Origin of the sequence: Micromonospora sp. NPDC000663, assembly GCF_042898105.1 — a bacterium.
Classification (GTDB): domain Bacteria; phylum Actinomycetota; class Actinomycetes; order Mycobacteriales; family Micromonosporaceae; genus Micromonospora.
This window is the reverse complement of sequence record NZ_JBIAYR010000006.1, coordinates 306,497-332,235: the sequence shown is the minus strand read 5'-3', so window position 1 is coordinate 332,235 and position 25,739 is coordinate 306,497. Positions and strand designations below refer to the sequence as shown.

The following is a 25,739-nucleotide window of genomic DNA, read 5'->3' as shown; positions in this document are numbered from 1 at the left end:
GATGAAAGCCCCGCGAGGGCGGCGCGGTGGTCAGCCAGCGCGGCCCGAGGTGCCCCGGCGGTGTCGGCCCGCCACGGCGGGCCCGCCGTTACCCCTGCGGCCGGTCGTGGCCGGCCCGGTGCCCGCGTTGCGGCGGGGTGACGCGGGCGGCCCCGGCACGGGACGCTCCGGGGGCGGCGCGGGCACGGGCCGCGGGTTCAGCGGCGGCGTCGGCACCGGCCGCGGGGGCGTCGGCGCGGGTGGCGGCGGCGCGGGTTCGGCCGGCGCGGCCGCCGACGACAGGACCGGAGCCGGCGGTACGGACGCGAGGACCGGCGCCATGGGCGGCGTGGGAGCCGTGAGCGACGCCGCCACGTCGGCCGACGCGTCGTCGGCGGGCGGGGTCAGGCGGGAGGTCACCGGAACCCGGGCCACGCCGACCACGATGGGTGGCGCGAGCAGATCCACCACGTCGGCGGGTAGGTCGGGACGGACCGCCGGCCAGCGGGAGTCGTCGACCGACCAGTAGGCCGCACCGGGAGTCTCGATCACCCCCTGCTGGGTCAACTGATCGTCACCGGACGCACGGTGCTTGGCCATTGGGAAAGCCTCCACGAGCTGCGGGGTGCGGCCCTGCGGGTCGCTGCGGCGGACACCGAGGGAAACGACGCCGCCCGCCCACCGGTGACGCCGCGGCCGCCTCCGGCCCCCGCAGCCGCACCAGGCGTCCGACACGACACGCCCCCGCCCGGGCAGCCGACGGTGTCCGGACGGGGGCGCGTGTCACAGGCGGATCAGTCGAAGATCGGCCCCTGCTCGCGGGTGCGCTTGAGCTCGTAGAAGCCTGGTGTGCCGGCGACCAGCAGGACACCGTCCCAGAGCCGGCCGGCGGCCTCCCCCTTCGGAGCGGGCGTGATCACCGGACCGAAGAACGCCACGGGGCTGCCGTCGGGGCCGGGCGCGTGCACGACGGGGGTGCCCACGTCCTGCCCGACCGGGCGCATGCCCGCCTCGTGACTGGCCCGCAGCGCCTCGTCGTACTCCGTGCCGTCGGCGGCCTCGGCCAGCGCCGGGTCCAGGCCGGCGTCGGTGAGCGCGGCCACGTACAGCTCGTGTCCCCGCTCCTCCTTACCGAGATGGATCCTGGTGCCCAACGCGGTGTAGAGCGGGCGCAGGACGTCGGTCCCGTACCGCTGCTCGGCGGCGATGCAGATCCGCACCGGCCCCCAGGCGGTCTTCAGGAACTCCTTGTACTCCTCGGGCAGTTCGTCTCGGCCGTCGTTGAGCACGGCCAGGCTCATCACGTGGAAACGGATGTCCACCTGACGAACCCGCTCGACCTCGAGCAGCCAACGGGACGTGATCCACGCCCACGGGCAGGCCGGGTCGAACCACATGTCGGCGGTGACGCGATCGGTCACTGTGAGATCCCTTCGCGGCGGGGTGCATGCGCCGGCGATCCGGCGTCTGGGGGAATCTTCGCCCCGTGCCCCACCGGTCGGCACCCGAATGGGACCGTGACCTCGGCCACCGCCGGACGCACCGTCATGGAAGACTCGGATCCGGACCGCCGCCACCAGCGGGCGGCAGACGGGCGCCGCCGGGCGTACGGCGAAATGTGGGATGGAGACGAACAGTGCCGGGAGTGCGCAACCTGACGCAGGTCGAGGCCACCGAGCGGTCACATCTGCTCGATGTGACCGGGTACGACATCAGTCTGGACCTGTCGACCGCCGTGTTGGCGGCCGACGGCCGCACCTTCCGGTCCACGACCGAGGTCCGGTTCCGCTGTGCCGAGCCCGGCGCGAGCACGTTCATCGAACTGGCCGCCGAGTCGGTGCGCTCGGCCACCCTGAACGGCACCCCGGTCGACCTCTCCGACTGGTCGGCCGAGAAGGGCCTGACCCTCACCGGGTTGCAGAGCGACAACACGCTCGTGGTCGACGCCGACTTCGCCTACTCGACAAGCGGGCAGGGGCTGCACCGCACCGTCGACCCGGTGGACGGCGAGACGTACCTCTACAGCCAGTTCGAGACGGCCGACGCACAGCGGGTGTTCGCCTGCTTCGACCAGCCCGACCTGAAGAGCGTCTACACCTGGCACGCGACGGTGCCGACGCACTGGCGGGTGGTGTCCAACATGCCGGTGCGCAGCGAGGACGCCGCCGGTGAGGGGCTCAAGACCCTCCACTTCGCCGAGTCGCCCCGGATGAGCACCTACATCACGGCGCTCTGCGCCGGGCCGTACCACGAGGTGCGCGACACCCACGACGGCATCGACCTGGGGTTGTTCTGCCGTGCGTCGATGGCGTCCTACCTGGACTCCGACGACCTGTTCCTGGTCACCAGGCAGGGCTTCGACTTCTTCCACGAGAAGTTCGGGGTGCGCTACCCGCTGCCCAAGTACGACCAGCTCTGGGTGCCCGACTTCAACGCCGGCGCGATGGAGAACTTCGGCTGTGTCACGCACGCCGAGTCGCACTACCTGTTCCGCTCGCAGGTCACCGACTACGAGTACGAGCAGCGGGCCAACACGATCCTGCACGAGATGGCCCACATGTGGTTCGGCGACCTGGTCACCATGCGCTGGTGGAACGACCTGTGGCTGAACGAGTCGTTCGCCGAGTGGGCCAGCCACTGGTGCAACACCCACGCCACCCGGTTCACCGAGGCGTGGACGACGTTCCTGTCCATCCGCAAGAACTGGGGCTACCGGCAGGACCAGCTCTCCTCCACCCACCCGGTCTACACCGAGATGCCGGACATGGAGGCCGTTGAGGTCAACTTCGACGGCATCACCTACGCCAAGGGCGCGAGCGTACTCAAGCAGCTCGTGGCGTACGTGGGTGAGGAGCCGTTCGTCGCCGGCCTGCGGGCGTACTTCGGCAAGTACGCCTGGGGCAACGCCACCTTCGACGACCTGCTCAGCGAGCTGGAGACGGCCTCCGGCCGGGAGTTGCGCAAGTTCGCGGCGCAGTGGCTGGAGACCGCGCAGGTCAACACGTTGCGCCCGGAGGTGAGCATCGGCGTGGACGGCCCGTACGAGCAGGTGGCGGTCCGCCAGGAGGCGCCGTCCGGGTACCCGACGCTGCGGACGCACCGGATCGGTGTGGGCCTGTACGACCTGGCCGACGGGCGGATGGTCCGCCGCGAGCGGTACGAGGTGGACGTGACAGGCGAGCGGACCGAGCTGCCCGAGCTGCGTGGCGTCCGCGCCGCCGACGTGCTGCTGCTCAACGACGACGACCTGACCTACACCAAGCTGCGCCTCGACGAGCGGTCGATGGCGAACGTGGTGCAGCACATCGGTGGTTTCGAGTCGTCGCTGGCCCGCGCGCTGTGCTGGACCGCCGCGTGGGACATGATCCGCGACGCGGAGCTGTCCGCCCGCGACTACGTGGCGCTGACGCTGAGCGGGCTGCCCGCGGAGACCGACATCAACCTGGTCACCGCCACGCTGCGACAGGCGACCACGGCGCTCACCGTGTACGCCGACCCGGCCTGGGCGCCGACCGGCTGGGCCGACCTGGCCCGTACGGCCCGTGACGCGCTCGCCGCCGCCGAGCCGGGCAGCGGGTTCCAGCTGGCCTGGGCGCGCGCGTTCACCTCGGCGGCCCGCTCCGAGGACGACCTGGCGACGCTGCGCGGCTGGCTGGACGGCTCCGGCGCGCCGGAGGGCCTGACCGTGGACACGGAGCTGCGGTGGACGGTGCTCAGCGCACTGGTGGCTAACGGCGCCGCCGAGCCGGCCGAGATCGAGGCGGAACTGGCTGGTGACCGTACCGCAAGCGGCGAGCGGGAGGCCGCGTACGCGCACGCGTTGGTGCCGACGGCGGAGAACAAGGCCGCCGTGTGGGAGTTGCTGACCGGCCCCGACGCGCTGCCCAACTGGCGGCACCGGGCGCTGTTGCAGGGCTTCGCGCACCCGACGCAGGTGGACCTGGTCGCCCCGTACCGGGAGCGGTACTTCGCGACCGTCGCGCAGGTGTGGGCCACCCGGGACAGCGAGCCGGCGCAGGAGTTCGCCCAGCTCGCGTACCCGATGTACCTGGTGGAGGACGACACGGTGGCGGCCAGCGACGCGTTCCTGGCCGAGGACGGGCACCCCGGTCCGCTGCGCCGGATGGTCGCGGAGGGCCGCGACGGTGTGGTGCGGGCGCTCCGGGCGCGCGCGAAGGACGCCCAGCAGAGCTGACCCGGCAGGCAGACCGAAGCCCGGCCCGCGTTCAGCGGGCCGGGCTTCGTCGTACGAGGTTGGGTCAGCCCTTGCCGGCGTGGCTGGCGAGCTGGTCGAGGCCGTTGATGATGCCACCGGCCAGGTCGCCGCCGCTGAACGCGCCGACCATGGAGAGGGCGGCCAGCTTGGCGTACGTGTCGGGGATGCGCTTGCGGGCGTGCCGACCGGTGACGATCTCCAGCTGGCGCTGGTTGGGCGACACCGCGATCAGCACCGACTTGTCGGGGTCGGCGAGCTGGCGGTGCAGCCGCTGGGCGTGCTCACGGATCGGCTCGTCGAGACCGCCGACGAACACCGAGAACACCAGGCCGGTGCCCTGGTCGGCCAGCCGCAGGGCTTCGTCGATGCGTAGCAGCTGACGGGTGGAGAACGGTCCGTCGAGCACCTCGGGCGGATTTTCCGACCCGGCCTGCTTCTCACCAACGGTCACTTGCGCCTCCGGTTCCCCCGGCCGGCGCCTCGACGCTGGCCTGCTCAAGCTTGCTGCTGGTCAGCGCGGGCGCCTGCGCGCCCGCCGTCAGCGCGGTGCCGGCCGAGTCGGCCAGCTGCTCCGGGCGGCCCAGGAACCACACCGGCGTGAAGTCGAAGGGTCGGCCCGGGCGGTAGCGCTTCGCGCCACCGCCACCGCCGGTGGCACCACCACGGCTACCCGCGTACGCCAGGCCGGCGATGACCAGCACTGCGGCCGCCGGGATGCCGACGAAGATCAGCAACGTCTCGGTAACAGACAATCCCAACGCCCCCAGGCGGAAGAAGGACCTCGAACACTCGGGTCGGATGGACGATCATGACGTCGACCTGTCGACTCCGTCTCCATTCACGTTAGCGGAGTCGACGGCCCGCCAGATTGCGGGGTGCCGATCCCATCCGCCACTGGAGTTCTCCAGTTGCGCAGCGGTCGCGATGAGGCGCGCGTCGTCGCCGTACCGGCCGGTGAGCAGCACCCCGACGGGCAGACCGTCGGTGGTGGTGCCCAGCGGCAGGGAGACGGAGGGATCGCCTGTGACGTTGAAGATGGCGCAGTAGGGCGAGAACCGGCGTTGCCTGTCGAAGTCGGCCGCCGGGTCTCCGTCGGCGGTGAACCAGCCCACCGGCGCCTGCGGGACGGCAAGGGTGGGGCAGAGCAGCAGGTCACAGCCGGCGGTGCGGCGGGCACCGAGGCGGACCTGACCCTGCAACTCGCCGAGGGTGGCGGCGAGCGTGCCGGCGGAGATGTCGGCGCCCCTGGCGCGCAGCAGCCGGGTCAACGGCAGCAGCTCCGCCTCCCGCTGCGGGGGCAGCGGGGAGAGCGCCAGCACGTACCAGATGATCTCGAACAGTGGCCACGCATCGGGCCCGAGGGGCGCTGGCACCTCGACCACCTCGTGGCCCGCCGCGGTGAGCAGCGCGGCGGCCCGGTCCACGGCGGCGACGCAGTCGGGGTGGACGGGCTCGTCGGCGAGCATCGGGGTGATGAACCGGCCGATCCGCAGTCGGCCGGGCGCGGCCCGGCGGGCGGCGGCCAGGAAGCCGTCCGGCGGCGCGGGGGGCGACAGGTAGGGCTCGCCAGGCACCGGCACGGCCATGACGTCGAGCAGCGCGGCGACGTCGGCGACGGTCCGTCCGAGTGGGCCGCTGGTCGGCAGGCCGAACGCGCCGGAGCCGACGGGCCCACCGGAGACGAGGCCACGGCTGGGCTTGTAGCCGACGAGGCCGCAGAGCGACGCCGGGATGCGCAACGATCCGCCGCCGTCGGAGCCCTGGGCGACCGGGACGAGGCCGGCCGCGATCGCCGCCGCCGCGCCGCCGCTGGAACCACCGGCGGTGTACGCCAGTTGCCACGGATTGCGGGCCGGCGGCGCGACGCGGCCCTCCGAGTAGAGCGAGCAGCCCAGCTCGGAGGTGGTGGTCTTGCCGAGGCTGACCAGACCGGCGGCCTTGATGAACCGGACCACGTCGGCGTCGACCGGCGGCACGAAGTCGGCGAAGGCTGCCGAACCGAAGGTGGTGCGGACCCCGGCGGTAAGCGTCAGGTCCTTGATCGCGGTCGGCACGCCGTGCAGGGGCCCGCGCTCCCCGACCGGCACGGCGTCGGCCGCACGGGCGGCCTCCCGGGCGAGGTCCGGTGTGACGGTGACGAACGCGCCCACTGTGTCGCCGAGCGCGGCCACCCTGCTCAGGGAGTACTCGACCAGGTCGGCGCTTGTCAGCTCGCCGCGGGCGATCGCGGCGGCCTGCTCCAACGCGGTCAGGTCGTGCGGCTCGGCCATGCCCTCATCCTGCCCGCCGGGACGGGCCCCAAGCGTCCGACACACGCCGGACTTCCCGCCCGCTCGACCCGTAGATCGTGGACAGTTCCGTCGGCGGCGGACGGAAACTGTCCACGATCTGGTGGCGGAGACGCTCAGCCGTGCAGGAAGCGCAGGGCGTTGGTGGTCAGGAGCTTGTCGCGCTGGGCGTCGGTGAGGAAGTCGGCCGCGTGAACCACCGCGCCGGCCGGGCGTTCGCCAAGCGGGTACGGGTAGTCGCTGCCCACCAGCACCCGGTCCTCCCCCATGGTGTCGACAAGCAGCCGCAGCGCCGGTGGCGTGAAGACGACCGAGTCGACGCTGAACCGGTCGACGTAGCTGCTGGGCGGGGCGGCGGACGCACCCCGGACCAGGTCGCCACGGCGGTGCCAGGCGTTGTCGGCGCGACCCAGCCAGAAGGGGAAGCTGCCGCCGCCGTGCGCGAAGCAGATCCGCAGCGTCTCCGGCACCCGGTCGAAGACGCCGCCGAGGATCATCGCCAGCACCGACAGGTGCGTCTCGGCGGGCATCCCGGTGAGCCAACGGGCCATCCAGCGGTCCAGTCGCGGGCCGCCCGGCATGTCCCAGGGGTGGACGAAGATCGGCGCCCCCACCTCGGCGCAGTGCGTGAGGAAGGTGACCACGCCGGCGTCGTCCAGGTCCCGGTCGCCGACGTGGTTGCCGATCTCCACGCCCACGTGCCCGGCGGCCAGGCTGCGGTCCAGTTCGGCGCAGGCGGCGTCCGGATCCTGCAACGGCACCTGGCAGAACGGCACCAGCCGGTCACCGCCGGCGGCGGTGACCTCCAGGGTCAGGTCGTTGAAGATCCGGGCGACCTTCACGGCCTGGTCGGCCGGTCGGTCGTAGCTGAAGAAGACAGGAGTCGGTGAGACGACCTGCACGGCCACGCCGTCGGCGTCCATGTCGGCCAGGCGGCGGGACGCGTCCCAGCACTCGGCGCCGACCGGGCGGAACTCCACCTCCCCCACCATGATCATGGCGGCGCGCTCGGAGTCCACCCGCAACCAGGGCCAGCCGGACCCACCGCACGCGGCGTCGAGGTCCGGCCACCCCCTGGGCACGACGTGCGTGTGCACGTCGACCAGGCCTGCGGGCATCAGCCCTTGCCCGGGTGCAGGGTGCCGCAGTTGGCGCAGGTACGCGCCGCCTCGTCGGCGTAGAACGCCTGGAACACCGGCGGCAGGTCGGCGGCGATGTCGCGGACCTGCAACTCCACCTCGTGCACCTTGTGCCCGCACTCGGGGCAGTACCACTGGAAGGTCTCCAGGGTGCCCTCCTCGCGGACCCGCTCGACGACCACACCTATCGAGCCGGCCTCGGGGCGCTGCGGCGAGTGCGGGGTGTTGCGCGGCAGCATCCACATCTGACCCTCGCGCACGTGCACCGTACGCGGACCCTCCGGGGTCATCAGGTTGATGTGCATGTTGCCCTTGACCTGGTAAAAGAACTCCTCGTACGGGTCGACGTGGAAGTCGGTGCGCTGGTTGGGCCCGCCCACCACCATCACGATGAAGTCGTCCCCGCCGGGGAACATCTCCTTGTTGCCGACCGGCGGCTTGAGCAGGTGCTGGTTGTCGGCGATCCAGCCCGGAAAGCTGAACGGCTCGGCGATCTCACTCACGACTGACCTCCCGAGGGAAGAAGGGCCACGGCCTGGATCTCGATGAGCAGGTGCGGGTGCGGCAGCTGGTGCACCGCCACCGTGGTGCGGGTCGGCCCGGACGCGTCGAAGAACTCCGCCCAGACCTCGTTGTAACCACCGAAGTCGTTCATGTTGACCAGGTACGACGTCACCTGGACGAGATCGGTGAGGTCCGCGCCGACCGAGCGCAGCAGGTCGCCGATGTTCTCGATCACGGCCCGCGTCTGCGCCCGGATGTCGAGGTTCGTGGTGCCGAACTCGTCGACCGACACACCCGCGAAGCTGTTGTCCGGCCGCCGCGACGACGTACCGGAGACGAACACGAACCCACCCGCGACCTTGACGTGCGGAAAAGCCCCCCGAGGCACGGCCTTGCCGGGCACCACCCGGGCGGTCACGCCGACGCCCGCAGGGAGGCCGTGCCGAGCTTCTCGACGACGGCACGGACATGCGCGCCGGGACGCAGCGGAACGGCGGCGGTGGCGGCGCCGGCCAGGAAGACCCAGCCGGATTCGAGCCGCACCCCGTGCCGACCGGCCAGCCGGATGCCCTCGTCGAGCGCCCGGCGCGGGTCGCCGAGGATCGCCGCCGTCGAGCCGACCTGCGCCACCCGACCGTCGACCTCCAGCAGCACGCCCAGGTTGTCCAGACCGGCCGGCACCGGCGACCACGGCCCGACCACGAACGCGGCGGCCGAGGTGTTGTCGGCGATCACGTCCGGCAGCGAGAAGCGGAAGTCCGCGTACCGGGAGTCGATCAGCTCGATGGCCGGGGCGACCGCGCGGACCGCAGTGGCGAAGTCGCCCACCGGCTCACCTGGCTCGGGCAGCCGGTCCAGCAGGAACGCCACCTCCGGCTCGACCCGGGGATGGATGTACGCGGCCGGGTCGACAGCGCCCCCGTCGGGCACCCGCATCGCGTTGGTGAGCCGCCCCCAGATCACCTCGTCCACGCCGACCTGGCCCATCTTCGCCCTGCTGGTGAGGCCCATCTTCAGCCCGACCACCCGCTCGCCCACGGTCACCCGGCGCTGGATCAGGGCGGCCTGCACGGCGTACGCGGCGTCCACGTCGAGGCCGGTCTCGGCGGCGAGCTGCGGGATCGCGGTGGCCGTGTCGGCTGCCGCGCCCAGCTTCTCGGCGATCCCCGCGATGTCCGGTCCGATCATGCTGCGCCACCTTCCGTTCGCGACTGCGGGGCTCGCAAACCCGGCTCACTCCTCGCGCTCACACTGAGCCACCTTCCGTTCGCGACTGCGGGGCTCGCGCACCGGCCTCTGCGCCGGCCAGGTCGAGTGCCACGTCCACGATCATGTCCTCCTGGCCGCCGACCATCCGGCGCCGGCCCAGCTCGACCAGGATCGACCGGACGTCCACCCCGTACTTCGCCGAGGCCCGCTCGGCGTGCCGCAGGAAGCTGGAGTAGACCCCGGCGTACCCCAGGGAGAGCGTCTCCCGGTCGACCTGGACCGGCCGGTCCTGCAACGGGCGGACGATGTCGTCGGCGGCGTCCATCAACGCGAACACGTCGCAGCCGTGCTTCCAGCCGTGCAGCTCGGCGACCGCCACGAAGACCTCCAGTGGCGCGTTGCCTGCGCCCGCGCCCATGCCGGCGAGCGAGGCGTCGACGCGCACCGTCCGGCCGTGGGGCGCGTCCGGGCCGACGGGTGTCGACCCGGAGATCCGGCCGTGCTCGACGGCGAGGACGCTGTTGGCGACGCCGAGGGACAGGTTGTGGTGGGCGTGGATGCCGATCTGCGTCTGCGGTTCCAGCACCTGCCGGTACGCGTCGACGCGCTGCGCCACGTCGGACATCAGCAGCCGACCGCCGGAGTCGGTGACGTAGACGCAGTGCGCCCCGTACGACTCCATGAGCTTGGCCTGCCCGGCGAGCCCCGCCGGGTCGTTCATGTGCGACATCATCAGGAACCCGGCCACGTCCATGCCGTTCTCCCGCGCCCAGGAGATGTGCTGGGCGGAGATGTCCGCCTCGGTGCAGTGGGTGGCGATGCGGACGCTCGTCACCCCGAGCGCCTTGGCAGCCCTCAGGTCGGCGATGGTGCCGATGCCGGGCAACAGCAGCGTGGTCAGCTTCGCCGTGGTGAGCACCTCGGCGGCGGCGGAGATCCACTCGGCGTCGCTGGCCGCCCCGTGCCCGTAGTTGACGCTGGAACCGGCGAGCCCGTCGCCGTGCGCCACCTCGATGGCGGCCACCCCTGCGGCGTCCAGCGCGGCGGCGATGGTGCGCACCTGCTCGACCGTGTACCGGTGGGCGATGGCGTGCATGCCGTCGCGCAGCGTCACGTCCTGGATGTACAGGTCGGTCATGACGCGGCCACCTCCGGAGAGCGCAGGGCGACGAGCCGCTCGGCGGTACGCAGGGCCGCGGAGGTCATGATGTCGAGGTTCCCGGCGTACGCCGGCAGGTAGTGCCCGGCACCGGAGACCTCCAGGAAGACCGACACCTGCAACGCGGTGAGCTGCCGTCCGAGCGTCGGCAGGTACGCCCGCACCCGGTCGAACTGCACGTCCTGCTTGAGCCGGTAGCCGGGGACGTACTCCTGGACCGTCGCGACCATGTCGGCAACCGAGGCGGCGATGGCGGCGGTGTCGGCGTCCGCGTCCGGGCAGAGGCAGTAGACAGTGTCGCGCATCAGCAGCGGCGGGTCCGCCGGGTTGAGCACGATGATGGCCTTGCCCCGCTCGGCCCCTCCGACCACCTCGATGGCCCGCGCCGTGGTTTCGGTGAACTCGTCGATGTTGGCCCGGGTGCCGGGCCCCGCCGACTTCGAGGCGATCGACGCGACGATCTCCCCGTACGCCACGGGGGTGACCCGGCGTACGGCGGCCACGATCGGCACTGTCGCCTGTCCGCCGCAGGTCACCATGTTGACGTTCGTCTCGTGCAGGTGCTCGTCGAGGTTGACCGGGGGCACCACGTACGGGCCGATGGCGGCCGGCGTCAGGTCGACGACCGTGCGGCCGTGCGCGCGCAGCACCTCGTCGTGGCGGCGGTGCGCGCCGGCGGAGGTGGCGTCGAAGACCAGCTCGACGTCGGCGAACTCGGGCATCGCGACCAGCCCCTCGACGCCCTCGGCGGTGGTGGCCACGCCGAGCCGCCGGGCGCGGGCCAGGCCGTCGGAGGCCGGGTCGATGCCGGCCATGGCCACCATCCGCAGGCTGTCGCTGAGCCGCAACACCTTGATCATCAGGTCGGTGCCGATGTTTCCCGACCCCAGCACTGCCACGTCAGTGGTCACTGGCCGCCCCTGTCGCTGAAGGATGTCCGTACCGAGCCGAGACCGGAGATCCGGGCCTCGTACGCCGCCCCGGGCGTGACAGGCACCATCGGGCCGAGCGCCCCGGAGAGCACCACGTCACCGGCGCGCAGCGGGTCGCCGGCGCGCGCGAGGGTGCTGGCCAGCCAGTGCAGGGCGTGCAGCGGGTTGCCGAGGCAGGCCGCTCCCGCGCCCACCGAGACCGGCTCACCGGCGTGCTCCAGCACCATTCCGCACAGCCGCAGGTCGACGTCGGCGAGCCGGCGCGGCGTGGTGCCGAGCACGAACAGCCCGCTGGAGGCGTTGTCGGCGACGGTGTCCACGATGGAGATGTCCCACCCGGCGATCCGCGAGTCGACGATCTCGATGGCCGGCAGCACGTGGTCGACAGCGCGGATCAGGTCGACTGTGGTGATCTGCGGGTCGGCCAGGTCCTTGTCGAGCACGAACGCGATCTCCGCCTCGACCCGCGGCTGGAGCAGCCGGTCGATGGGCACCTCGACCCCGTCGCCGACCGCCATGGCGTCGGTGAGCATCCCGAAGTCCGGCTGGAACACCCCGAAGGTCTCCTGCACCGCACGGGACGTCAGCCCGATCTTCGCGCCGACGCGGCGTTCGCCACGGCCCTGCCAGGCCCGCGCCTGGAGCTGCTGCACACGGTACGCGGACTCGACGTCCCCCTCGGGCAGCAGCCGGCCGCGCAGCGGCGGGCACGGCTTGCCGGTGCTGCGGGCGTCGGCCAACTCCCGGTTGGCGGCCTCGATGTCAGCTTCCATACCCGCTCCCTCGCTGGGGCTCACGACAGGTCCACGCAGACGTTTGTGAGTTCGGAGTAGAAGTTCAGCGAGTGCACGCCGCCCTCACGGCCGATGCCCGACGCCTTCACCCCGCCGAACGGGGTGCGCAGGTCACGCAGGAACCACGTGTTCACCCAGACGATGCCGGCGTCCAGCCGGGCGCCGGCCCGGTGCGCGACCCCCACGTCCCTGGTCCACACCGTCGCCGCCAGGCCGTACTCGGTGCCGTTGGCGAGGGCGTACGCCTCGTCCTCGGTGTCGAACGGCGCGACGTGCACCACCGGGCCGAAGATCTCCTCGCGGTTGGTACGGGCGTCCGGGCCGAGCCCGGTGAGCACTGTCGGCTGCACGTACGACCCGCCGTCGCGGGCGTCGCCGAAGGTGGGCGTGCCGCCCCCGGTCAGCACCTCGGCGCCCTCGGACCGGGCCAGCTCGTACGCGCCGAGCACCTTGGCCCGGTGCTGGTGGGAGATCAGCGGCATGGCGGCGGTGGCCTCGTCGGTCGGCCAGCCGTACGCCAGCTCGCCCGCCCGCTTCGCCAGTCGGGCGGTGAACTCCTCGAAGACCGGCCGCTGCACGTAGATACGTTCGGTGCAGAGGCACACCTGCCCGCCGTTCGTGAAGCTGGACCGCACCGACCCGGCCACCGCGGCGTCCAGGTCGGCGTCGGCGAAGACCAGGCCGGCGTTCTTGCCGCCCAGCTCGAAGCTGACCGCCTTCACCCCGTCGGCGGCGGCCCGCATGATCGCGCCGCCGGTGGCCGACTCGCCGGTGAAGGTGATCGCGTCCACGCCCGGGTGCCTGGTGAGGTGTTCGCCTGCCGAGTCCGGTCCGAAGCCGTGCACGAGGTTGAACACCCCGGCCGGTACGCCGGCGGCGGCCATCACCTCGGCGAGCACGGTCGCCGAGGCGGGAGTCTCCTCGCTGGGTTTGACCACGACGGCGTTGCCGCAGGCCAGTGCCGGGGCGACCTTCCAGGTGAGCAGCAGCAGCGGCAGGTTCCACGGCACGATGACCGCGACCACGCCCACCGGTTTACGCAGCGCGTAGTTCAGCGCCCTGCCGCCGGTCGGCGTGACGGTGGTGAACGACTCGGTGGGTGCGGTCGCCACGATCTCCGCGAACGCCCGGAAGTTCGCCGCGCCGCGCGGGATGTCAAGCGTGCGGGCCTGGGCGATGGACTTGCCGGTGTCGGCGACCTCGGCGGTCACCAGGTCGTCGAAGCGGCGTTCCAGCTCGTCGGCGACCCGGCGCAGCACCTCGGCGCGCTCGCGCTCCCCCATCCGGCCCCACGGCCCGCGCAGCGCGGCCCGGGCGGCGGCGACCGCGTCGTCCACGGTGGAGGTCGATGCCTCGACCACCTCGAACACCGGTTGGCCGGTGACCGGGCTGGCCTTGGTGAACGTCGACCCACCGTCGACGAACTCGCCGCCGACGAAGTTGGGTAACAGTCGCGGCCCGGACGGTGGGTGGCCGGCCATCAGCCGTGGATCCCAGGTGCCGGTCATGGGCGCCTCCCTCGGCTCAGTGCCGCACCGACGGCGCCGATCAGCAGCAGCGCGGCACCGCCGGCGACCGCGCCGAGCACCGCGTGCTGCCGGCGCACCCGGCGGCGCACCTCGGCGTACGGGGTGGTGGAGAAGGACACCAGCTCGTACTGCGAAACGTACCGGTCGGGCAGTGCCCGTTCCAGTGCGTGCTCGACCCTGCGGCGGAGCTGGAAGACCGGCGAGGCGACCTTGTCGCGCATCTCCACGAAGTTGGTGAGCGCCATCTGGGCGATGGCCTCCGCGTTCTCCTGGCGGCGCCGCTGGAACAGCGGCAGCGCCGCCGCCCAGTCGTCGGCGCACTCGTCGAGGCAGCGGTCCAGCTCGACCACGTCCTCGAAGGCGCAGTTGGCGCCCTGGCCGTAGAACGGCACGATCGCGTGCGCCGCGTCGCCGAGCAGGCCGACAGTGCCGTTCACCTGCCAGGGGATGCAGTGGACCGTGCCGAGCACGCCTACCGGGTTGTGCTGGTAGTCGTCGACGAGGGACGGGGCCAGCGGAACCACGTCCGGGTAGTGCTCGGCGAAGTGCCGTTCGATCGCCAGCGGATTGTCCAGGGCCGCGAAGCTGCCGGCGCCCTCGTTGGGCCAGAACAGCGTGCAGGTGAAGGAGCGGTCCGGGTTGGGCAGCGCGATCATCATCGAGGTGCCGCGCGGCCAGATGTGCAGCGCGTCCTCCTCCAGGGCGAAGTCCCCGCCCAGCGGCGGGATCGTCAGCTCCTTGTAGCCGTAGTCGAGGAAGTCCACGCTCTCGCGCAGCAGCCCGGACGCCAGCAACTGCCCGCGTACCACCGAGCCGGCGCCGTCGGCGCCCAGCACCACGGACGCCTTGGCGTCGACGGTGCCCTGCGGGGTCTCGAAGCTCAGCGCGCCGTCGGACGGGTCGAGCCCGACCAGCCGGTGGTCGAAGACGATCCGGACCCCGGGCAGCGCGGCGGCCGCGTCCAGCAACGCGTTGTTCAGCGCGCCCCGGCTGATCGAGTTGATGGCCCGGTCACCGCCCGCGCTGTACGACTGGAACTGCGGCTCCCCCTGCACCGGGTGGATCATCCGGCCGCGCATCGGCAGCGCGTCGGCCATCACCTGCTCGGCCAGGCCGATCCGGCGCAGCGCGTCCAGCCCGCGCTCGGAGAGCGCCAGGTTGATCGAGCGGCCCCGCTCGGCAGTGCCGGTACGAGGGTCGGGCCGCCGTTCGTACAGGGCCACCGGGTAGCCACGCCGGGCCAGGAAGCAGGCGGCCAGGCAACCGGCCAACCCGGCGCCGATGATCGCGATCTCGTCGGGCCGGGCGGTCATGAGGTCACCTGCCCCACCGTCGCGGCGAGCGCGGCGGCGGCCCGCCAGCAGTCGAGGTACGTGGAGTAGAGAGGCACCGGGGCGAACCGGACGACGTCCGGTTCGCGGGCGTCGGCGATGACGCCGTGCTCGTACCGGAGGCGTTTGGTCAGCTCGGCGGCGCTGCCGGAGCCGATGCGCACGGAGAGCTGGCAACCGCGCCGGGCCGGGTCGCGCGGGGTGACCACGCGCAGCGGCCGGCCGGCGGTGACCTCGTCGAGCAGCCACTCCAACCAGCCGGTGAGCCGCTGGCTGCGGGCGCGCAGCGCGGTCATCCCTACCGTGTCGAACAGCTCCAGCGAGGTACGCACCGGACCCATCGCGAAGATCGGCGGGTTGGAGATCTGCCAGGCCTCCACGGTGGCCGGTGGCCGGGACACGGGCGTCATCTCGAACCGGGTCGCCGCCGCGGTGCTCCACCAGCCCTCGAAGCGGGGCAGGTCCCCGTCGCCGAGGTGCCGTTCGTGCACGAAGACGCCCGCCAGGGCGCCCGGCCCGGAGTTCAGGTACTTGTAGGAGCACCAGGCGGCGAAGTCGACGTCCCAGTCGTGCAGCTCCAGCGGAACGTTGCCCACCGCGTGCGCCAGGTCCCAGCCGACCACCGCACCCGCCGCCCGGCCGGCGGCCGTGATCGCCGGGATGTCCAGCAGCTCGCCGGTCAGGTAGTTGACCCCGCCGAGCAGCACCAGCGCCACCCGGTCACCCTCGGCGGCCAGGTAGTCGGTCACGTCCTCGGTGCGCAGCGCGTCCTCGCCGTCGCGCGGGCGCAGCCGCACCACTGTGTCGTCCGGGTCCAGGCCGTGGAACCGGGCCTGGCTGCGTACCGCGTAGCTGTCCGAGGGGAACGCGGAATCCTCGATGACGATGCGGGTGCGGGCCCCCGCCGGGCGGTAGAAACTCACCATCAGCAGGTGCAGGTTGACCGTGAGCGAGTTCATCACCACGGTCTCCGCGGGCCGGGCGCCGACCAGTCGGGCGGCCGGCACCGTCAACAGCTCGTGGTACGGCAGCCACGGCCGTTGCGCCTCCAGGTGCCCCTCGACGCCGAGCCGCTGCCAGGCGTCCAGGTCGGCAAGGAGTTCGTCGCGGGTGGCCCTGGGTTGCAGGCCGAGCGAGTTGCCGGCCAGGTACGCCGCCTCGGGGTGGTCGCCGCCGTCGGCAGGCGGCACATGGAACAGGTGCCGGTGGCCCGGGTCGGTCTCGTCGAGGCGAAGTGCCTCCTGTGGTGGGGTGTGCATGTCTCGCTCTCCGGTCACATCGCGGTACGGGCCGACCACAGCTCCGGGAAGACCACCCGGGACATGCTGCGCTGCAACCAGGCCAGCCCGGCGGAGCCGCCGCTGCCGACCTTGGCGCCCATTGTCCGCTGAACCGCCTTCACGTGACTCCACCGCCAGTCGCCGAACTCCTCGGCGACACCGCTCAACGCCTCGCCGAGCAGCCGCAGGTGGTTGTCCGGGCCCGGGTCCGCGTAGATGCGCACCCACGCCGCCTCGACCGACGGGTGCCTGTCGTGCTCCACCGCCACGTCCCTTCCCAGCAGGTCGGCGGGGACGTCGAACCCACGCCGCGCGAGCAGCGCGACCACGTCGTCCCAGAGGCTGGGGGCGGCGAGCGCCGCCGTCAGCGCGGCGTGCACCTCGGTCTGCCTGCGGAACGGCCGGATCAGCGCCGGGTCGCGGAGCCCGAGCAGGAACTCCAGGTGCCGGTACATGGCCGACTGGAAACCGGAGCCCTCACCGAGCAGGTTGCGGAACCTGTTGAAGTCGGCGGGGGTCATCCACCGCAGGCCCTGCCAGGCGGCGTTCAGCCCCTCCAGGTGCAGGGCGGCGCGGCGCAGCGGTGCCAGCGCGTCCCACACCTGGTCGGCGCGGAGCAGGCGCTGGGTCTCCCGCAGCTCGTGGCAGGTCAACCCGAAGTACAGCTCCATGATCTGACTGACCATGAGGAAGGACATCTCGCCCGGGTCGCTGCTGAGCGGTTGCTGCAACTGGTGCAGGGTGCTGGCCTGCACGTACGCGTCGTACGGCACGCGCTCGGCGAACTCGAGCGTCGGCTCGCCCCCGTTGCGGGCGGCCCGGGCGGCCCGCTGCCTCGGGGTCACCGGTCGCACCGTGGCGGGGCGGTTCGGCGCCCGCCGCTCCGTCTGATCCACCATCGTTCTCCCTCCCCCGGACTGGCCGACATCATGATCCCGCGGTCGGATCGGCCTACGGAATGCCGGATCAACGGCGCTGAAGGGGCTCTGGCTGGCAAGCCAAAGGCAGCTAGGCGAGTCGAGTTCACGAAAGTAAGGTCTGAGCGTGGACGACATGGACTGGGCGCTGCTGCGCGAGCTGCAGGCCGACGCGCGGCTCTCCTTCAGCGAGCTGTCGCGGCGGGTGCACCTGTCCCCACCTGCGGTCGCGGAGCGGGTCCGCCGGCTCGAGGAGTCCGGTGTGATCACCGGGTACCACGCCCACGTCGACCTGACCCGGGCCGGCCGCACCGTAGTCGCGATGATCCGGATGTCCTGCTACGGGGCGCGCTGCATTCTGCACGACCCGACGGTGGCCGGCTGGCCGGAGATCCTGGAGATCCACCGGATCACCGGGGACGCGTGCAGCATGTTGAAGGTGGCCGCCGGCTCCATCGGCGAGTTCGAGAGAGTCATCGACAGACTCGCCCCGTACGGCCAACCGTCGAGCACCATGGTCCTCTCCTCCCCCCTGACCTGGCACCCCCTGACCCCCCAAACCCCCTGACCCCACCCCCTGCACGCGCCGATCTCGCACATGCTGTCGCCCATGTGTCCTCTCCTGCCACGTTCGTCGAGGCGGAAAGTGCAAGATCGCGCGGGGCCGGGGCGAGGTCGGGCGGGGTTTGGGGGCTGGGTGGGGGGAAAGCAGGCGCGTGCCCAGGGGAGGGTTCCGGCGGTCGTCGCCGGTTGGGGGGAAATCATGCAGGGAATCCGCACGATCAACCGCACGCTCTCGTCCGCACTGACACTTGTCGGGCTGGTCGCGGCGTTCGTCCTGATGACGGTCACGCCGGCACGCGCCGGTGAGAACACCTTCGTCGAGGTGACACCTAACAGCGTCCCGGCCGGCAGCCGGGTCACGATCCGCGCGAGCTGCGACAACAACAACGAACGCCAGGCCAACGTGCACTCCGACGCGTTCGGGCACGTGATGCTCAGACCGGACAACGGCTTCCTCAAGGGCGAGGTCACCGTGCCGGGCAACAAGGAACCGGGTGACTACCCGGTCGACCTGCGCTGCCAGAACGGCCAGACGGCCTCCACGATGCTGACCGTGCTGAACATGGCCTCACCCAGCAAGGGACCGGCGACCGGGGGCGGCGGCACCGCCGGGGGCCGGGGCACGGGCTCCCTGCTGGTGCTCGGCGGCGTGGCCCTGGTGGCCACCGCGGTGGCGCTCGGCGTGGCGGGCGGACGGCGCCGGGCCGGAGCCGGCTCCTGAGCCGGACCAACGATGACCCGCAGATCCGCGCGTACGCGGTCGGATCGCCGCGCCCGCTTCCGGGCCGGGCCGGCGCTGCGCGCGTCCGGCCGGCTGGTGGCCCGCGCGTCGCGCCGGCTGCGCCGGGTCGCCGGGCAGGCCGTGTCGGCGAGTGTCGCCACCACCGACCCGGCCGCACGGCCGCTGCCGCCGACGCGGACTGCCGCACCGCCGCTGCTGCGCGGCCGGTTCGGCACCGGACCGGGACTGCCGGTGCTGGCCATCGCGGGGCTGATGGTGCTGATCGTGGCGATGCTCGGCGTCGAGCAGGTCACCGGGGTCAGCATCCTGCCCGACCGGCTCAGCGCCGGCCTGCGGCCACCGCCGAAGAAGTTCCCGGTCCTGCCGGCCAGCCACCCGGTGAGCCTCAGCATCGACACGATCGACCTGCGGGCGCCTGTGCACGACGTGGGCATCGCCGCCGACGGCACAATCGCCGTGCCCGACGCGGCCCGCGCCCAGGAGGCCGGCTGGTACGACCAGGGCCCCACACCCGGGCAGTACGGCCCCGCGGTGATCGTGGGCCACGTCGACACCACGACCGGTCCGGCGGTGTTCCACCAACTGCGTGAGCTGCGCTCCGGTGACCGGATCGAGGTGACGCGCACCGACCACAGCGTGGCGGTCTTCGAGGTGGACTCGGTGCAGCGCTTCGACAAGGGGCGACTGCCGGTGGACGAGGTGTACGGCGACTTCAGCCGCCCGAGCCTGCGCCTGATCACCTGTGGCGGTCGCTGGGTCGGCGGGGAGACCGGCTACTCGGACAATGTCGTGGTCTTCGCCTCGCTGGTCAAGGCCCGTGGAGGGTGAGCGTCCGCGACGGCGTCGACGTACTCGGCGAGCCGGGCGGCCCCGGTGAGCATGGCCCGGCCACGCCAGGTGAGCCGTAGGCGCCACTGCCCGAGGGACGCGGCGAGCGGTTCGGCGCCGCCCGCGTCCCGCACCCGGACCTGGGCCGGGTCGAGTTCGAAAGGGCGTTCGGCTTCGCGCCGAAGGCGTTCGAGGAGCACCGGGACGACTTCGACCACGCCCGGCTGGACACTCTCACGCCGCACCCGGGCTACGCGCTGCACGGCTTCGCCGGGATCGTGATGCCGGGCCCGCAGACGCTGCCCGAGATCGACAGGCTCCTCGCCATCGCGTACGGACGGGCGGTCGACCGTCACGAGCGCGCCACGCGGCGGGCCGCCGACCGGCGGGACTGAACGCCAGGGCCGGAGCGGGTGCGGTCAGGCGGCCGCTTCGGGCTCGCGCAGGTCGAGCCAGTCGGCCCAGCGCGGGTCCGGAGCGCGGTGCCCGAGGACCCGCCACGCAGTCCCTTTCGGCGCGGCCGGCAGCGCGTGCAGCCGCCAGCCCAGCTCGGCGGGGGTCTTGTCGCCCTTCGTGTGGTTGCAGCGGGCGCACGCTGCCACCACGTTCTCCCACGCGTGCCGGCCACCCCGGCTGCGCGGGAACACGTGGTCGATCGTCTCGGCCGGGCCCCGGCAGTAGGCGCACCGCCAGCCGTCCCGGGCGAAGATCGCCCGGCGGGACAGCCCGACGTGCGTGCGGTACGGAACGCGGACGAAACGGGTCAGCCGGACCACCGACGGCACCGGGAGCGCGTCGCGGGCACTGTGCAGGATGCCGTCCCCGTCGGCGACGCAGACCGCCTTCGCGGACAGCACGAGGATCGCGGCTCGACGCACCGACACGACACACAGCGGCTCGTAGGTGGCGTTGAGGACAAGCGCGCCGGAGCCCACCGTGGGTCGTATGTCAGGCATCGCGCTCACCCTCCCGGTTCAGCGGCTGCTGCGTACCGCCGTCGACCGGGGTCGGGCATGACGACCCACACGGTCGACGCCGGCCGATCACCGACGTCCGTTGCGCCAATAGTCCCTGATCGGACCCCGGATTGCACGCACTAATCCGGGGCCGGACATGAAGCTCTCTACCGCACCTGTCAGGATGGCCGGTTCGCCCCGTTCCGGTGCCGCCGTCGGCGGCACGTCACCCGCCGGTGGGTCGGCGACTGGCGGTCCGGTTCGTTGCGGTACGAAGACAGGGTGAGTGCCGCCAGCGTGATGCCCCTCGCCCTGTCCACCGTCGGGTCGGTGAACTGTCAGGGCAGTTCCTCCTGCGAGTTCATCTACGAGCTCACCCGGTCGCAATGGTTCGCCGAGGGCAGTTACTGGATCCTGCTCAAGCCGCTGCGGGTGCTGCTGATCCTGGTCGTGGCGATGGTGGCCCGCTGGGCGCTGCACCGGACGATCAACCGGCTGGTGCGGACCACCACCGACGGCGCGGTGCCGACGATGCTGCGGCCGCTGCGCGAGCGGGTGCCCACCGCCGCTGTCGACCCGGCCGAGTTCGTACCGGAGCGACGGCGGCAGCGGGCCGAGGCCATCGGCTCGGTGCTGCGCAGCCTCACCACGGCGTTCGTCTTCGGGATCGCGCTGCTGATGATCCTGCGCGAGTTCAGCTTCGACCTGGCCCCGCTGCTGGCCAGCGCCGGAATCGTCGGCGTCGCGCTGGGCTTCGGCGCGCAGAGCCTGGTCAAGGACCTGATCGCCGGTCTGTTCATGCTCATCGAGGACCAGTACGGCGTGGGCGACAACGTCGACCTGGGCGAGGCGACGGGTGTGGTGGAGTCGGTCGGACTGCGAGTCACGACGGTCCGCGACGGACGGGGCGTGCTCTGGTACATCCGCAACGGCGAGATCATCCGGGTGGGCAACAAGAGCCAGGGCTGGGCCCTGGTGGTGGTGGACCTCCCGATCGGGTTCAGCAGCACCGAGGAGGCCACCGCCGTGCTGCGGACCGCGGCCGCGTCGATCGCGATGGACCCGGAGCTGTCGCCGGAGATCGTCGAGGCGCCCGAGGTGCTGGGCGTCGAGCAGATGACTGTGGACGGCGCGGTGATCCGGACGGTGGTGAAGACGACTGCCGACGGGCAGTTCGCGGTGGGCCGGGAGCTGCGCCGGCGGCTTGCCGAGGCGCTGGAGAACTCGGGGATCACCGCCCAGATCGCCGCTGCCCGCATCTATCCCGGCGTACCGAGCCGGCCGCTTCCCGAGGGTGAGACCGGTCAGGGCGGCGCCACCTGACCGGGACGGCCTGTCCGGTCGATACAGGGGTCGCGGTCCGCCCGGCCCCTCAGGTATCGTCCGTTCGTTCAGTCGGGGATGCGACGAACGAGCCGTTCGCCCTAGCTAGTTGTCAGACGATCGGGCAGAATTCGGTGCACGCGTTCCCGCCGGAGCGTGGTCACATCCTCGCTGATCCGTAGATCTGACGAGTGTTCCCGGCCGGCTGCCACGAGCGGTGCGCCGGGAGCCGATGGAGGCGACGGTGCCCGACGAGCGACCTTCCGCGGAAGGCCCGGCCACATTTCGCGAAGTGTTCGCCCAGCGCGACTTCCGGGCTGTCTTCGCGGCCGGTGCCCTCTCGTGGATCGGTGACTACGTGGCGAAGGCCGCCGTCACCCTTCTCGTCTACCAGCAGACCGAGTCCGTCGCGCTCTCCGCCGCCGCCTTCGCCGTTAGCTTCCTGCCGTGGCTGCTCGGTGGCCCCCTGCTCGCTGCGCTCGCCGAGCGGTACCCGTACCGGCGGGTGATGGTCGCGTGTGACCTGATCCGGATGACGCTGATGCTGCTCATCGCCATCCCGGGCCTGCCGGTCCAGGCGGTGCTCGTGCTCATCTTCGCCGCCACGCTGGCCAACCCGCCGAGCCAGGCGGCGAAGTCCGCCCTGATGCCGCAGATCCTCGCCGGCGACCGGCTGGTGGTCGGCCTGTCGCTGAACAGCAGCGTCGGGCAGGCCGCGCAGGTCCTCGGCTACCTGCTCGGCACGGCCGTCGCCGCGGTCAACCCGGCCCTCGCACTGCTGATCAACGCGGCGACGTTCGCCGCCTCGGCGCTGCTCGTGCGTTTCGGCGTCCGGGACCGGGCCCCCGTGATGACCAGCGCCCACCGCAGCCACCTGCTGCGGGAGACCACCCAGGGGTTCCAGATCGTGTTCGGCACGCCGGTGCTGCGGGCCATCGCGGTGCTGGTGTTCAGCGCGATGCTCTTCTCCATCGTCCCGGAGGGGCTGGCGGCGGGCTGGGCCAACCAGGACGGCGGCGGCATGGACGAGGGCCTCGCGCAGGCTCTGATCATGGTGGCCAACCCGGTGGGGTTCATCCTCGGCGGGCTGCTCGTGAGCAGGTTGTTCGGCCCGTCCCGGCGGCGGGCCCTGATGCGGCCACTTGCCGTCCTCGCCCCGCTGGCGCTGGTGCCGGCACTGCTCAACCCGGCGCCACCGGTGGTGGCGCTGCTCGCCGCGCTCTGCGGGTTCGCGGTCGCGGGCATGCTGCCGATGGCCAACGGCCTGTTCGTCCAGGCCCTGCCCGCCGAGTTCCGGGCACGCGCCTTCGGTGTGATGGCCACCGGGGTCCAGGTCATCCAGGGGGTCGCGGTGCTCGTCACCGGCCTGCTCGCCGACCGTTTCTCGATCCCGCTGGTGGTAGGCCTGTGGAGCGCCGCCGGGGTGCTGCTGATGCTGGTGGCCTCGCTGCGCTGGCCGGACCGGCAGACGGTGGACAGCACGATAGCGGCGGCGGTCGCGGCCAACGCCGAACAGGCGGCGAACCAGGGCGACCGTCCCTCCGGCGGCACGTCTGCCGCCGACCCCCAGACGGGCACGGGCCGCCGCCGGCACGCCCTGAGCTGACGTACGGGCCGGGCGTGATCCGACGCACGGCGTACGGGTCCGGCCGGTGCGGGGCGCACCTGGCAGGATGGAACGGTGAACCCCGCAGGTGAATCCGACCGTCCCGCTGCGTCGATGACCCTCTTCGAAGCGGTCGGCGGCGAGCCCACCTTCCGCAAGCTGGTGGACGAGTTCTACGTCGGTGTCGCCACCGACCCCCTGCTGCGACCCATGTACCCCGAGGAGGACCTGGGGCCGGCCGCGGACCGGCTGACCCTGTTCCTCATGCAGTACTGGGGTGGGCCGAACACGTACTCCACCCAGCGGGGCCACCCGCGGCTGCGGATGCGGCACGCCCCGTTCCGGATCGGCGTGGCCGAGCGGGACGCCTGGCTGCTGCACATGCGCCGCGCCGTGGACCGGCTCGACCTGGAGCCGGAGATCGCCGGTGCGCTCTGGGACTACCTGGAGCGGGCCGCGTACTTCATGGTCAACGCCATGGACGACCCGGCCGAGCCCGCCTGACGGCCCCGGCCGGACACCAGGCCCGCGCGGCGCCTCAGAGCAGAGCGCCCTCGTCGTGCAGCCAGTCCACGAAGCTGGTGGCCACCGCCGCGCCGCAGTCGAGCATCTCGACGAGCAGCGCGTCGTGGGTGCCGGCGCCGAGTGGCACCTGAAGCTCGGCGTAGATCGGCAGCTGCCCGCGCTCGGTCGGGTCGCCGATGTACGCCTTGCAGAACCGGCGTGTGTGGTTCCACTCGTTGACCACCCGGTAGGCCCGGTCGGCCCAGTCCGGTGGGACGGTGGCGTGCGGGCGGGCCCGCATCACCAGGATCTCGTCCTCCGGCCCCTCCAGGGCGACCAGGACGGCGTGCCGCTCCCACATGGCCAACAGGTTGCCGTCGCCGTCGGCCAGGTACCGGACGTCGAGCAGGTCGAGTGCGTCGCAGACCCGACGCAGGCTGACCGGCTCGACGGTGGCGGGCATCTCCGTCAGCACGGGCCGCTCATTGGACGGGCAGTCGTCCCCCGGCTGGCGGGGGCTTGGCGGTCCGACCCGGACCGCGCTCTCCACTGTGATCCCGCTTCGGGTTTCCGGATCGCCGCCGTCGGCGGGACCGGGGCGCCATGACCACCACGGCATCGCTCGCGCACCTCACTCCCCAGCGGATCCAGTCGCCTACGGTGCGTTGGATCCGAGGATGGACGGTACCCGGACAGCCGAGTTGAAGCACCCCCCCAACGACCGCCCCAGCCCAGAAGAATGAGCCGGGGTCATCCGTTCGGACGAGTCATGAGGGGTGTTACGGCGAGATCGGTGGCCTTCTGCAACCAGGCCGCTCCGTATGGTCCCACCAGGCCGACCCAACGGCCGGCCACCCGCACCTGTACGGCCGGCTCGTCCACGGCGGTGCCCGGGCCGGCGGCGCCGAGGAAGCCCATCCGGACCAGCCCCTGCACCAGCCGCTGCGACACCTCCACCGACGGCGCGGGCGGCCCGTCGGGCGTGACCACCACCGCGACGTGATCCAGCAGCGCGTCCCGCAGGGCACGCTGACCGACCGCCCGGCCGGCCACACCCTGCTCGCTCGCCGTCCGCAGGGTGCCCGCCGCGGCGTCCGCGATCCGCCGCAGCTCGGCGGCGGGCAGCACCTCCACCGGTTTGCTGCGCGCCGGCGGGAGCGGCCACCGCCACTGCGCGTCCCGACGCGTCGGCAACGACGTACCGCCGCGTTCCAGCTCGGCCAGCAGTTCGGCGGCGGCCACCGTGACGTCGTCGTCGGCGACGCCGTCGGCCGGGCCGCCGGCCACCGTCCGCACCACGAGCACCTGCCACGGCAGCCGCGCCCAGAGCGCGACGCGCCCGGTCGCGCCGGCCGGACGCAGCCGGACCGGCGCGGCCGGGTCGAGTCGGACCAGCCGGGCCAGGAACGCGCCGGCGTCGACCGCGCCGGTGAGGCCGTGCGCCGCCGAGGCCACCCGGCCCGGTTCCGTGCCCGGCCGGGTCACGCCCCGCCGCCCTGCGGGGCGTACGTCAGCAGGAAGTCCCGCTCCTCGGCGGTGATCCGCCGGGGCACCTGACGCGTCAGGTCGAACGGCACAAGCACCGAACGGGCCCGGCTGGCGAGCACGTCGCCGTCGTACAGCTCGTAGGCGACGGTGAAGCGGGAAGCCTTGATCTCCTCGACCCACAGCTCGATCCGGACGGTGGGTGCCGCCTCCGCGGTGGCCCGACCCAGCGCGTAGTCGACGGGGCGCAGGTAGTCGACCTCGTGCCGGCGGATCACCACACCGTCGGCGAACGAGCCCACCCCCCAGGCCCGGCCGCCGGCGAACATCAACGCCACCCGCGCCTCCTCGTACAGGGTGAGGAAGCGCGAGTTGTTCACGTGGCCGTACGCATCGAGGTCGGACCAGCGCAGTGTGCAGTGGTAGACGAACCGGTCAGACACCGTCTCGGCCG

The 25,739-nt window shown here is 72.4% G+C and carries 28 protein-coding genes and 1 pseudogene; 8 read left to right on the top strand and 21 right to left on the bottom strand.

Annotated elements, in window-relative coordinates:
* Window positions 1-30: 30 nt before the first annotated feature.
* Entirely contained in the window at window positions 31-579 is a 549-nt protein-coding gene (locus ACFY1S_RS22120; RefSeq protein ID WP_387121023.1) for a hypothetical protein, read from the bottom strand.
* A gap of 194 nt (window positions 580-773) precedes the next feature.
* On the bottom strand, window positions 774-1,400 hold the full coding sequence (locus ACFY1S_RS22115; RefSeq protein ID WP_387121020.1) for a disulfide bond formation protein DsbA: 627 nt from the start codon (window positions 1,398-1,400) through the stop codon (window positions 774-776).
* 224 nt (window positions 1,401-1,624) lie between these two features.
* Here ACFY1S_RS22115 and pepN point away from each other — a divergent pair, with 224 nt between their 5' ends.
* Entirely contained in the window at window positions 1,625-4,174 is a 2,550-nt protein-coding gene (gene pepN, locus ACFY1S_RS22110) for an aminopeptidase N (RefSeq protein ID WP_387121017.1), read from the top strand.
* A gap of 64 nt (window positions 4,175-4,238) precedes the next feature.
* Here the strand turns inward: pepN and ACFY1S_RS22105 are convergent, their stop codons facing one another.
* The 14 genes from ACFY1S_RS22105 to ACFY1S_RS22040 all read right to left on the bottom strand — a co-directional run bounded on the left by ACFY1S_RS22105 (window position 4,239) and on the right by ACFY1S_RS22040 (window position 17,256).
* Window positions 4,239-4,646 carry a DUF5130 family protein gene (locus tag ACFY1S_RS22105; RefSeq protein WP_357990619.1) on the bottom strand — a complete coding sequence of 136 codons (408 nt, stop codon included), beginning with the start codon at window positions 4,644-4,646 and terminating at the stop codon, window positions 4,239-4,241.
* Window positions 4,633-4,929 carry a hypothetical protein gene (locus ACFY1S_RS22100; protein ID WP_357990690.1) on the bottom strand — a complete coding sequence of 99 codons (297 nt, stop codon included), beginning with the start codon at window positions 4,927-4,929 and terminating at the stop codon, window positions 4,633-4,635. Before ACFY1S_RS22100 ends, ACFY1S_RS22105 begins: the two co-directional genes overlap by 14 nt.
* A gap of 72 nt (window positions 4,930-5,001) precedes the next feature.
* On the bottom strand, window positions 5,002-6,465 hold the full coding sequence (locus ACFY1S_RS22095) for an amidase (RefSeq protein ID WP_387121013.1): 1,464 nt from the start codon (window positions 6,463-6,465) through the stop codon (window positions 5,002-5,004).
* Between the two features lie 134 nt (window positions 6,466-6,599).
* Window positions 6,600-7,601, bottom strand: a complete 1,002-nt coding sequence (locus ACFY1S_RS22090) for an amidohydrolase family protein (protein ID WP_387121010.1) — start codon at window positions 7,599-7,601, stop codon at window positions 6,600-6,602.
* A complete protein-coding gene (locus ACFY1S_RS22085) occupies window positions 7,601-8,125 on the bottom strand; it encodes a 3-hydroxyanthranilate 3,4-dioxygenase (RefSeq protein ID WP_151491805.1) in 525 nt (174 codons plus the stop codon). Before ACFY1S_RS22085 ends, ACFY1S_RS22090 begins: the two co-directional genes overlap by 1 nt.
* Window positions 8,122-8,544 carry a RidA family protein gene (locus tag ACFY1S_RS22080; protein WP_387121006.1) on the bottom strand — a complete coding sequence of 141 codons (423 nt, stop codon included), beginning with the start codon at window positions 8,542-8,544 and terminating at the stop codon, window positions 8,122-8,124. Before ACFY1S_RS22080 ends, ACFY1S_RS22085 begins: the two co-directional genes overlap by 4 nt.
* Window positions 8,541-9,314: a 2-keto-4-pentenoate hydratase gene (locus ACFY1S_RS22075; RefSeq protein WP_387121003.1), complete on the bottom strand. Its 774-nt coding sequence runs from the start codon at window positions 9,312-9,314 to the stop codon at window positions 8,541-8,543. Before ACFY1S_RS22075 ends, ACFY1S_RS22080 begins: the two co-directional genes overlap by 4 nt.
* 58 nt (window positions 9,315-9,372) lie before the next feature.
* Complete coding sequence (dmpG, locus tag ACFY1S_RS22070) at window positions 9,373-10,473, bottom strand: 4-hydroxy-2-oxovalerate aldolase (RefSeq protein WP_387121000.1); 1,101 nt, start codon at window positions 10,471-10,473, stop codon at window positions 9,373-9,375.
* A complete protein-coding gene (locus ACFY1S_RS22065; RefSeq protein ID WP_387120997.1) occupies window positions 10,470-11,405 on the bottom strand; it encodes an acetaldehyde dehydrogenase (acetylating) in 936 nt (311 codons plus the stop codon). Before ACFY1S_RS22065 ends, dmpG begins: the two co-directional genes overlap by 4 nt.
* Entirely contained in the window at window positions 11,402-12,199 is a 798-nt protein-coding gene (locus ACFY1S_RS22060) for a 2-keto-4-pentenoate hydratase (protein ID WP_387120994.1), read from the bottom strand. The genes ACFY1S_RS22065 and ACFY1S_RS22060 overlap by 4 nt, the downstream gene beginning before the upstream one ends.
* Before the next feature lie 20 nt (window positions 12,200-12,219).
* Complete coding sequence (locus ACFY1S_RS22055) at window positions 12,220-13,701, bottom strand: 2-hydroxymuconic semialdehyde dehydrogenase (protein WP_387121137.1); 1,482 nt, start codon at window positions 13,699-13,701, stop codon at window positions 12,220-12,222.
* Between the two features lie 23 nt (window positions 13,702-13,724).
* The gene (locus ACFY1S_RS22050; RefSeq protein WP_387120991.1) at window positions 13,725-15,062 is read right to left on the bottom strand and encodes an FAD-dependent oxidoreductase; all 1,338 of its coding nucleotides are present in this window, start codon (window positions 15,060-15,062) and stop codon (window positions 13,725-13,727) included.
* Window positions 15,059-16,339, bottom strand: coding sequence for a kynureninase (gene kynU, locus ACFY1S_RS22045; protein ID WP_387120988.1), 1,281 nt, complete (start codon window positions 16,337-16,339; stop codon window positions 15,059-15,061). The genes ACFY1S_RS22050 and kynU overlap by 4 nt, the downstream gene beginning before the upstream one ends.
* Window positions 16,340-16,353: 14 nt before the next feature.
* Window positions 16,354-17,256 carry a tryptophan 2,3-dioxygenase gene (locus tag ACFY1S_RS22040; RefSeq protein WP_387121134.1) on the bottom strand — a complete coding sequence of 301 codons (903 nt, stop codon included), beginning with the start codon at window positions 17,254-17,256 and terminating at the stop codon, window positions 16,354-16,356.
* A gap of 148 nt (window positions 17,257-17,404) precedes the next feature.
* Between ACFY1S_RS22040 and ACFY1S_RS22035 the strand changes: the two genes are divergently transcribed.
* From ACFY1S_RS22035 to ACFY1S_RS22025, 3 genes are all read left to right on the top strand, one after another.
* Window positions 17,405-17,845 (top strand): Lrp/AsnC family transcriptional regulator, encoded by a 441-nt coding sequence (locus ACFY1S_RS22035; RefSeq protein ID WP_387120985.1) that lies wholly within the window; start codon window positions 17,405-17,407, stop codon window positions 17,843-17,845.
* A 195-nt stretch (window positions 17,846-18,040) separates the two neighbouring features.
* Window positions 18,041-18,562 carry a hypothetical protein gene (locus ACFY1S_RS22030; RefSeq protein WP_387120982.1) on the top strand — a complete coding sequence of 174 codons (522 nt, stop codon included), beginning with the start codon at window positions 18,041-18,043 and terminating at the stop codon, window positions 18,560-18,562.
* A 75-nt stretch (window positions 18,563-18,637) separates the two neighbouring features.
* The gene (locus tag ACFY1S_RS22025) at window positions 18,638-19,411 is read left to right on the top strand and encodes a class F sortase (protein WP_387121131.1); all 774 of its coding nucleotides are present in this window, start codon (window positions 18,638-18,640) and stop codon (window positions 19,409-19,411) included.
* Here ACFY1S_RS22025 and ACFY1S_RS22020 read toward each other — a convergent pair.
* Window positions 19,357-19,548, bottom strand: a pseudogene (locus tag ACFY1S_RS22020) (MerR family transcriptional regulator); the annotation flags it as partial. The gene ACFY1S_RS22025 and the pseudogene ACFY1S_RS22020 overlap by 55 nt on opposite strands.
* Between ACFY1S_RS22020 and ACFY1S_RS22015 the strand changes: the two are divergent.
* A complete protein-coding gene (locus tag ACFY1S_RS22015) occupies window positions 19,498-19,806 on the top strand; it encodes a DUF6194 family protein (RefSeq protein ID WP_387121128.1) in 309 nt (102 codons plus the stop codon). The pseudogene ACFY1S_RS22020 and the gene ACFY1S_RS22015 overlap by 51 nt on opposite strands.
* A gap of 24 nt (window positions 19,807-19,830) precedes the next feature.
* Here the strand turns inward: ACFY1S_RS22015 and ACFY1S_RS22010 are convergent, their stop codons facing one another.
* On the bottom strand, window positions 19,831-20,367 hold the full coding sequence (locus ACFY1S_RS22010) for an HNH endonuclease (protein WP_074313833.1): 537 nt from the start codon (window positions 20,365-20,367) through the stop codon (window positions 19,831-19,833).
* 264 nt (window positions 20,368-20,631) lie between these two features.
* On the opposite strand from ACFY1S_RS22010, the gene ACFY1S_RS22005 reads away from it, so the two are divergent.
* From ACFY1S_RS22005 to ACFY1S_RS21995, 3 genes are all read left to right on the top strand, one after another.
* Window positions 20,632-21,690 carry a mechanosensitive ion channel family protein gene (locus tag ACFY1S_RS22005; protein WP_387120979.1) on the top strand — a complete coding sequence of 353 codons (1,059 nt, stop codon included), beginning with the start codon at window positions 20,632-20,634 and terminating at the stop codon, window positions 21,688-21,690.
* A 232-nt stretch (window positions 21,691-21,922) separates the two neighbouring features.
* Entirely contained in the window at window positions 21,923-23,296 is a 1,374-nt protein-coding gene (locus ACFY1S_RS22000; RefSeq protein ID WP_387120976.1) for an MFS transporter, read from the top strand.
* A gap of 75 nt (window positions 23,297-23,371) precedes the next feature.
* Window positions 23,372-23,800 carry a globin gene (locus ACFY1S_RS21995; protein ID WP_387120973.1) on the top strand — a complete coding sequence of 143 codons (429 nt, stop codon included), beginning with the start codon at window positions 23,372-23,374 and terminating at the stop codon, window positions 23,798-23,800.
* A 34-nt stretch (window positions 23,801-23,834) separates the two neighbouring features.
* Here the strand turns inward: ACFY1S_RS21995 and ACFY1S_RS21990 are convergent, their stop codons facing one another.
* The 3 genes from ACFY1S_RS21990 to ACFY1S_RS21980 form a co-directional block, all read right to left on the bottom strand.
* A complete protein-coding gene (locus ACFY1S_RS21990; protein WP_357990570.1) occupies window positions 23,835-24,419 on the bottom strand; it encodes a YbjN domain-containing protein in 585 nt (194 codons plus the stop codon).
* 131 nt (window positions 24,420-24,550) lie between these two features.
* Window positions 24,551-25,285 (bottom strand): hypothetical protein, encoded by a 735-nt coding sequence (locus tag ACFY1S_RS21985; RefSeq protein ID WP_387120970.1) that lies wholly within the window; start codon window positions 25,283-25,285, stop codon window positions 24,551-24,553.
* On the bottom strand, window positions 25,282-25,728 hold the full coding sequence (locus ACFY1S_RS21980) for a thioesterase family protein (RefSeq protein ID WP_139585602.1): 447 nt from the start codon (window positions 25,726-25,728) through the stop codon (window positions 25,282-25,284). The genes ACFY1S_RS21985 and ACFY1S_RS21980 overlap by 4 nt, the downstream gene beginning before the upstream one ends.
* Window positions 25,729-25,739: the final 11 nt, after the last annotated feature.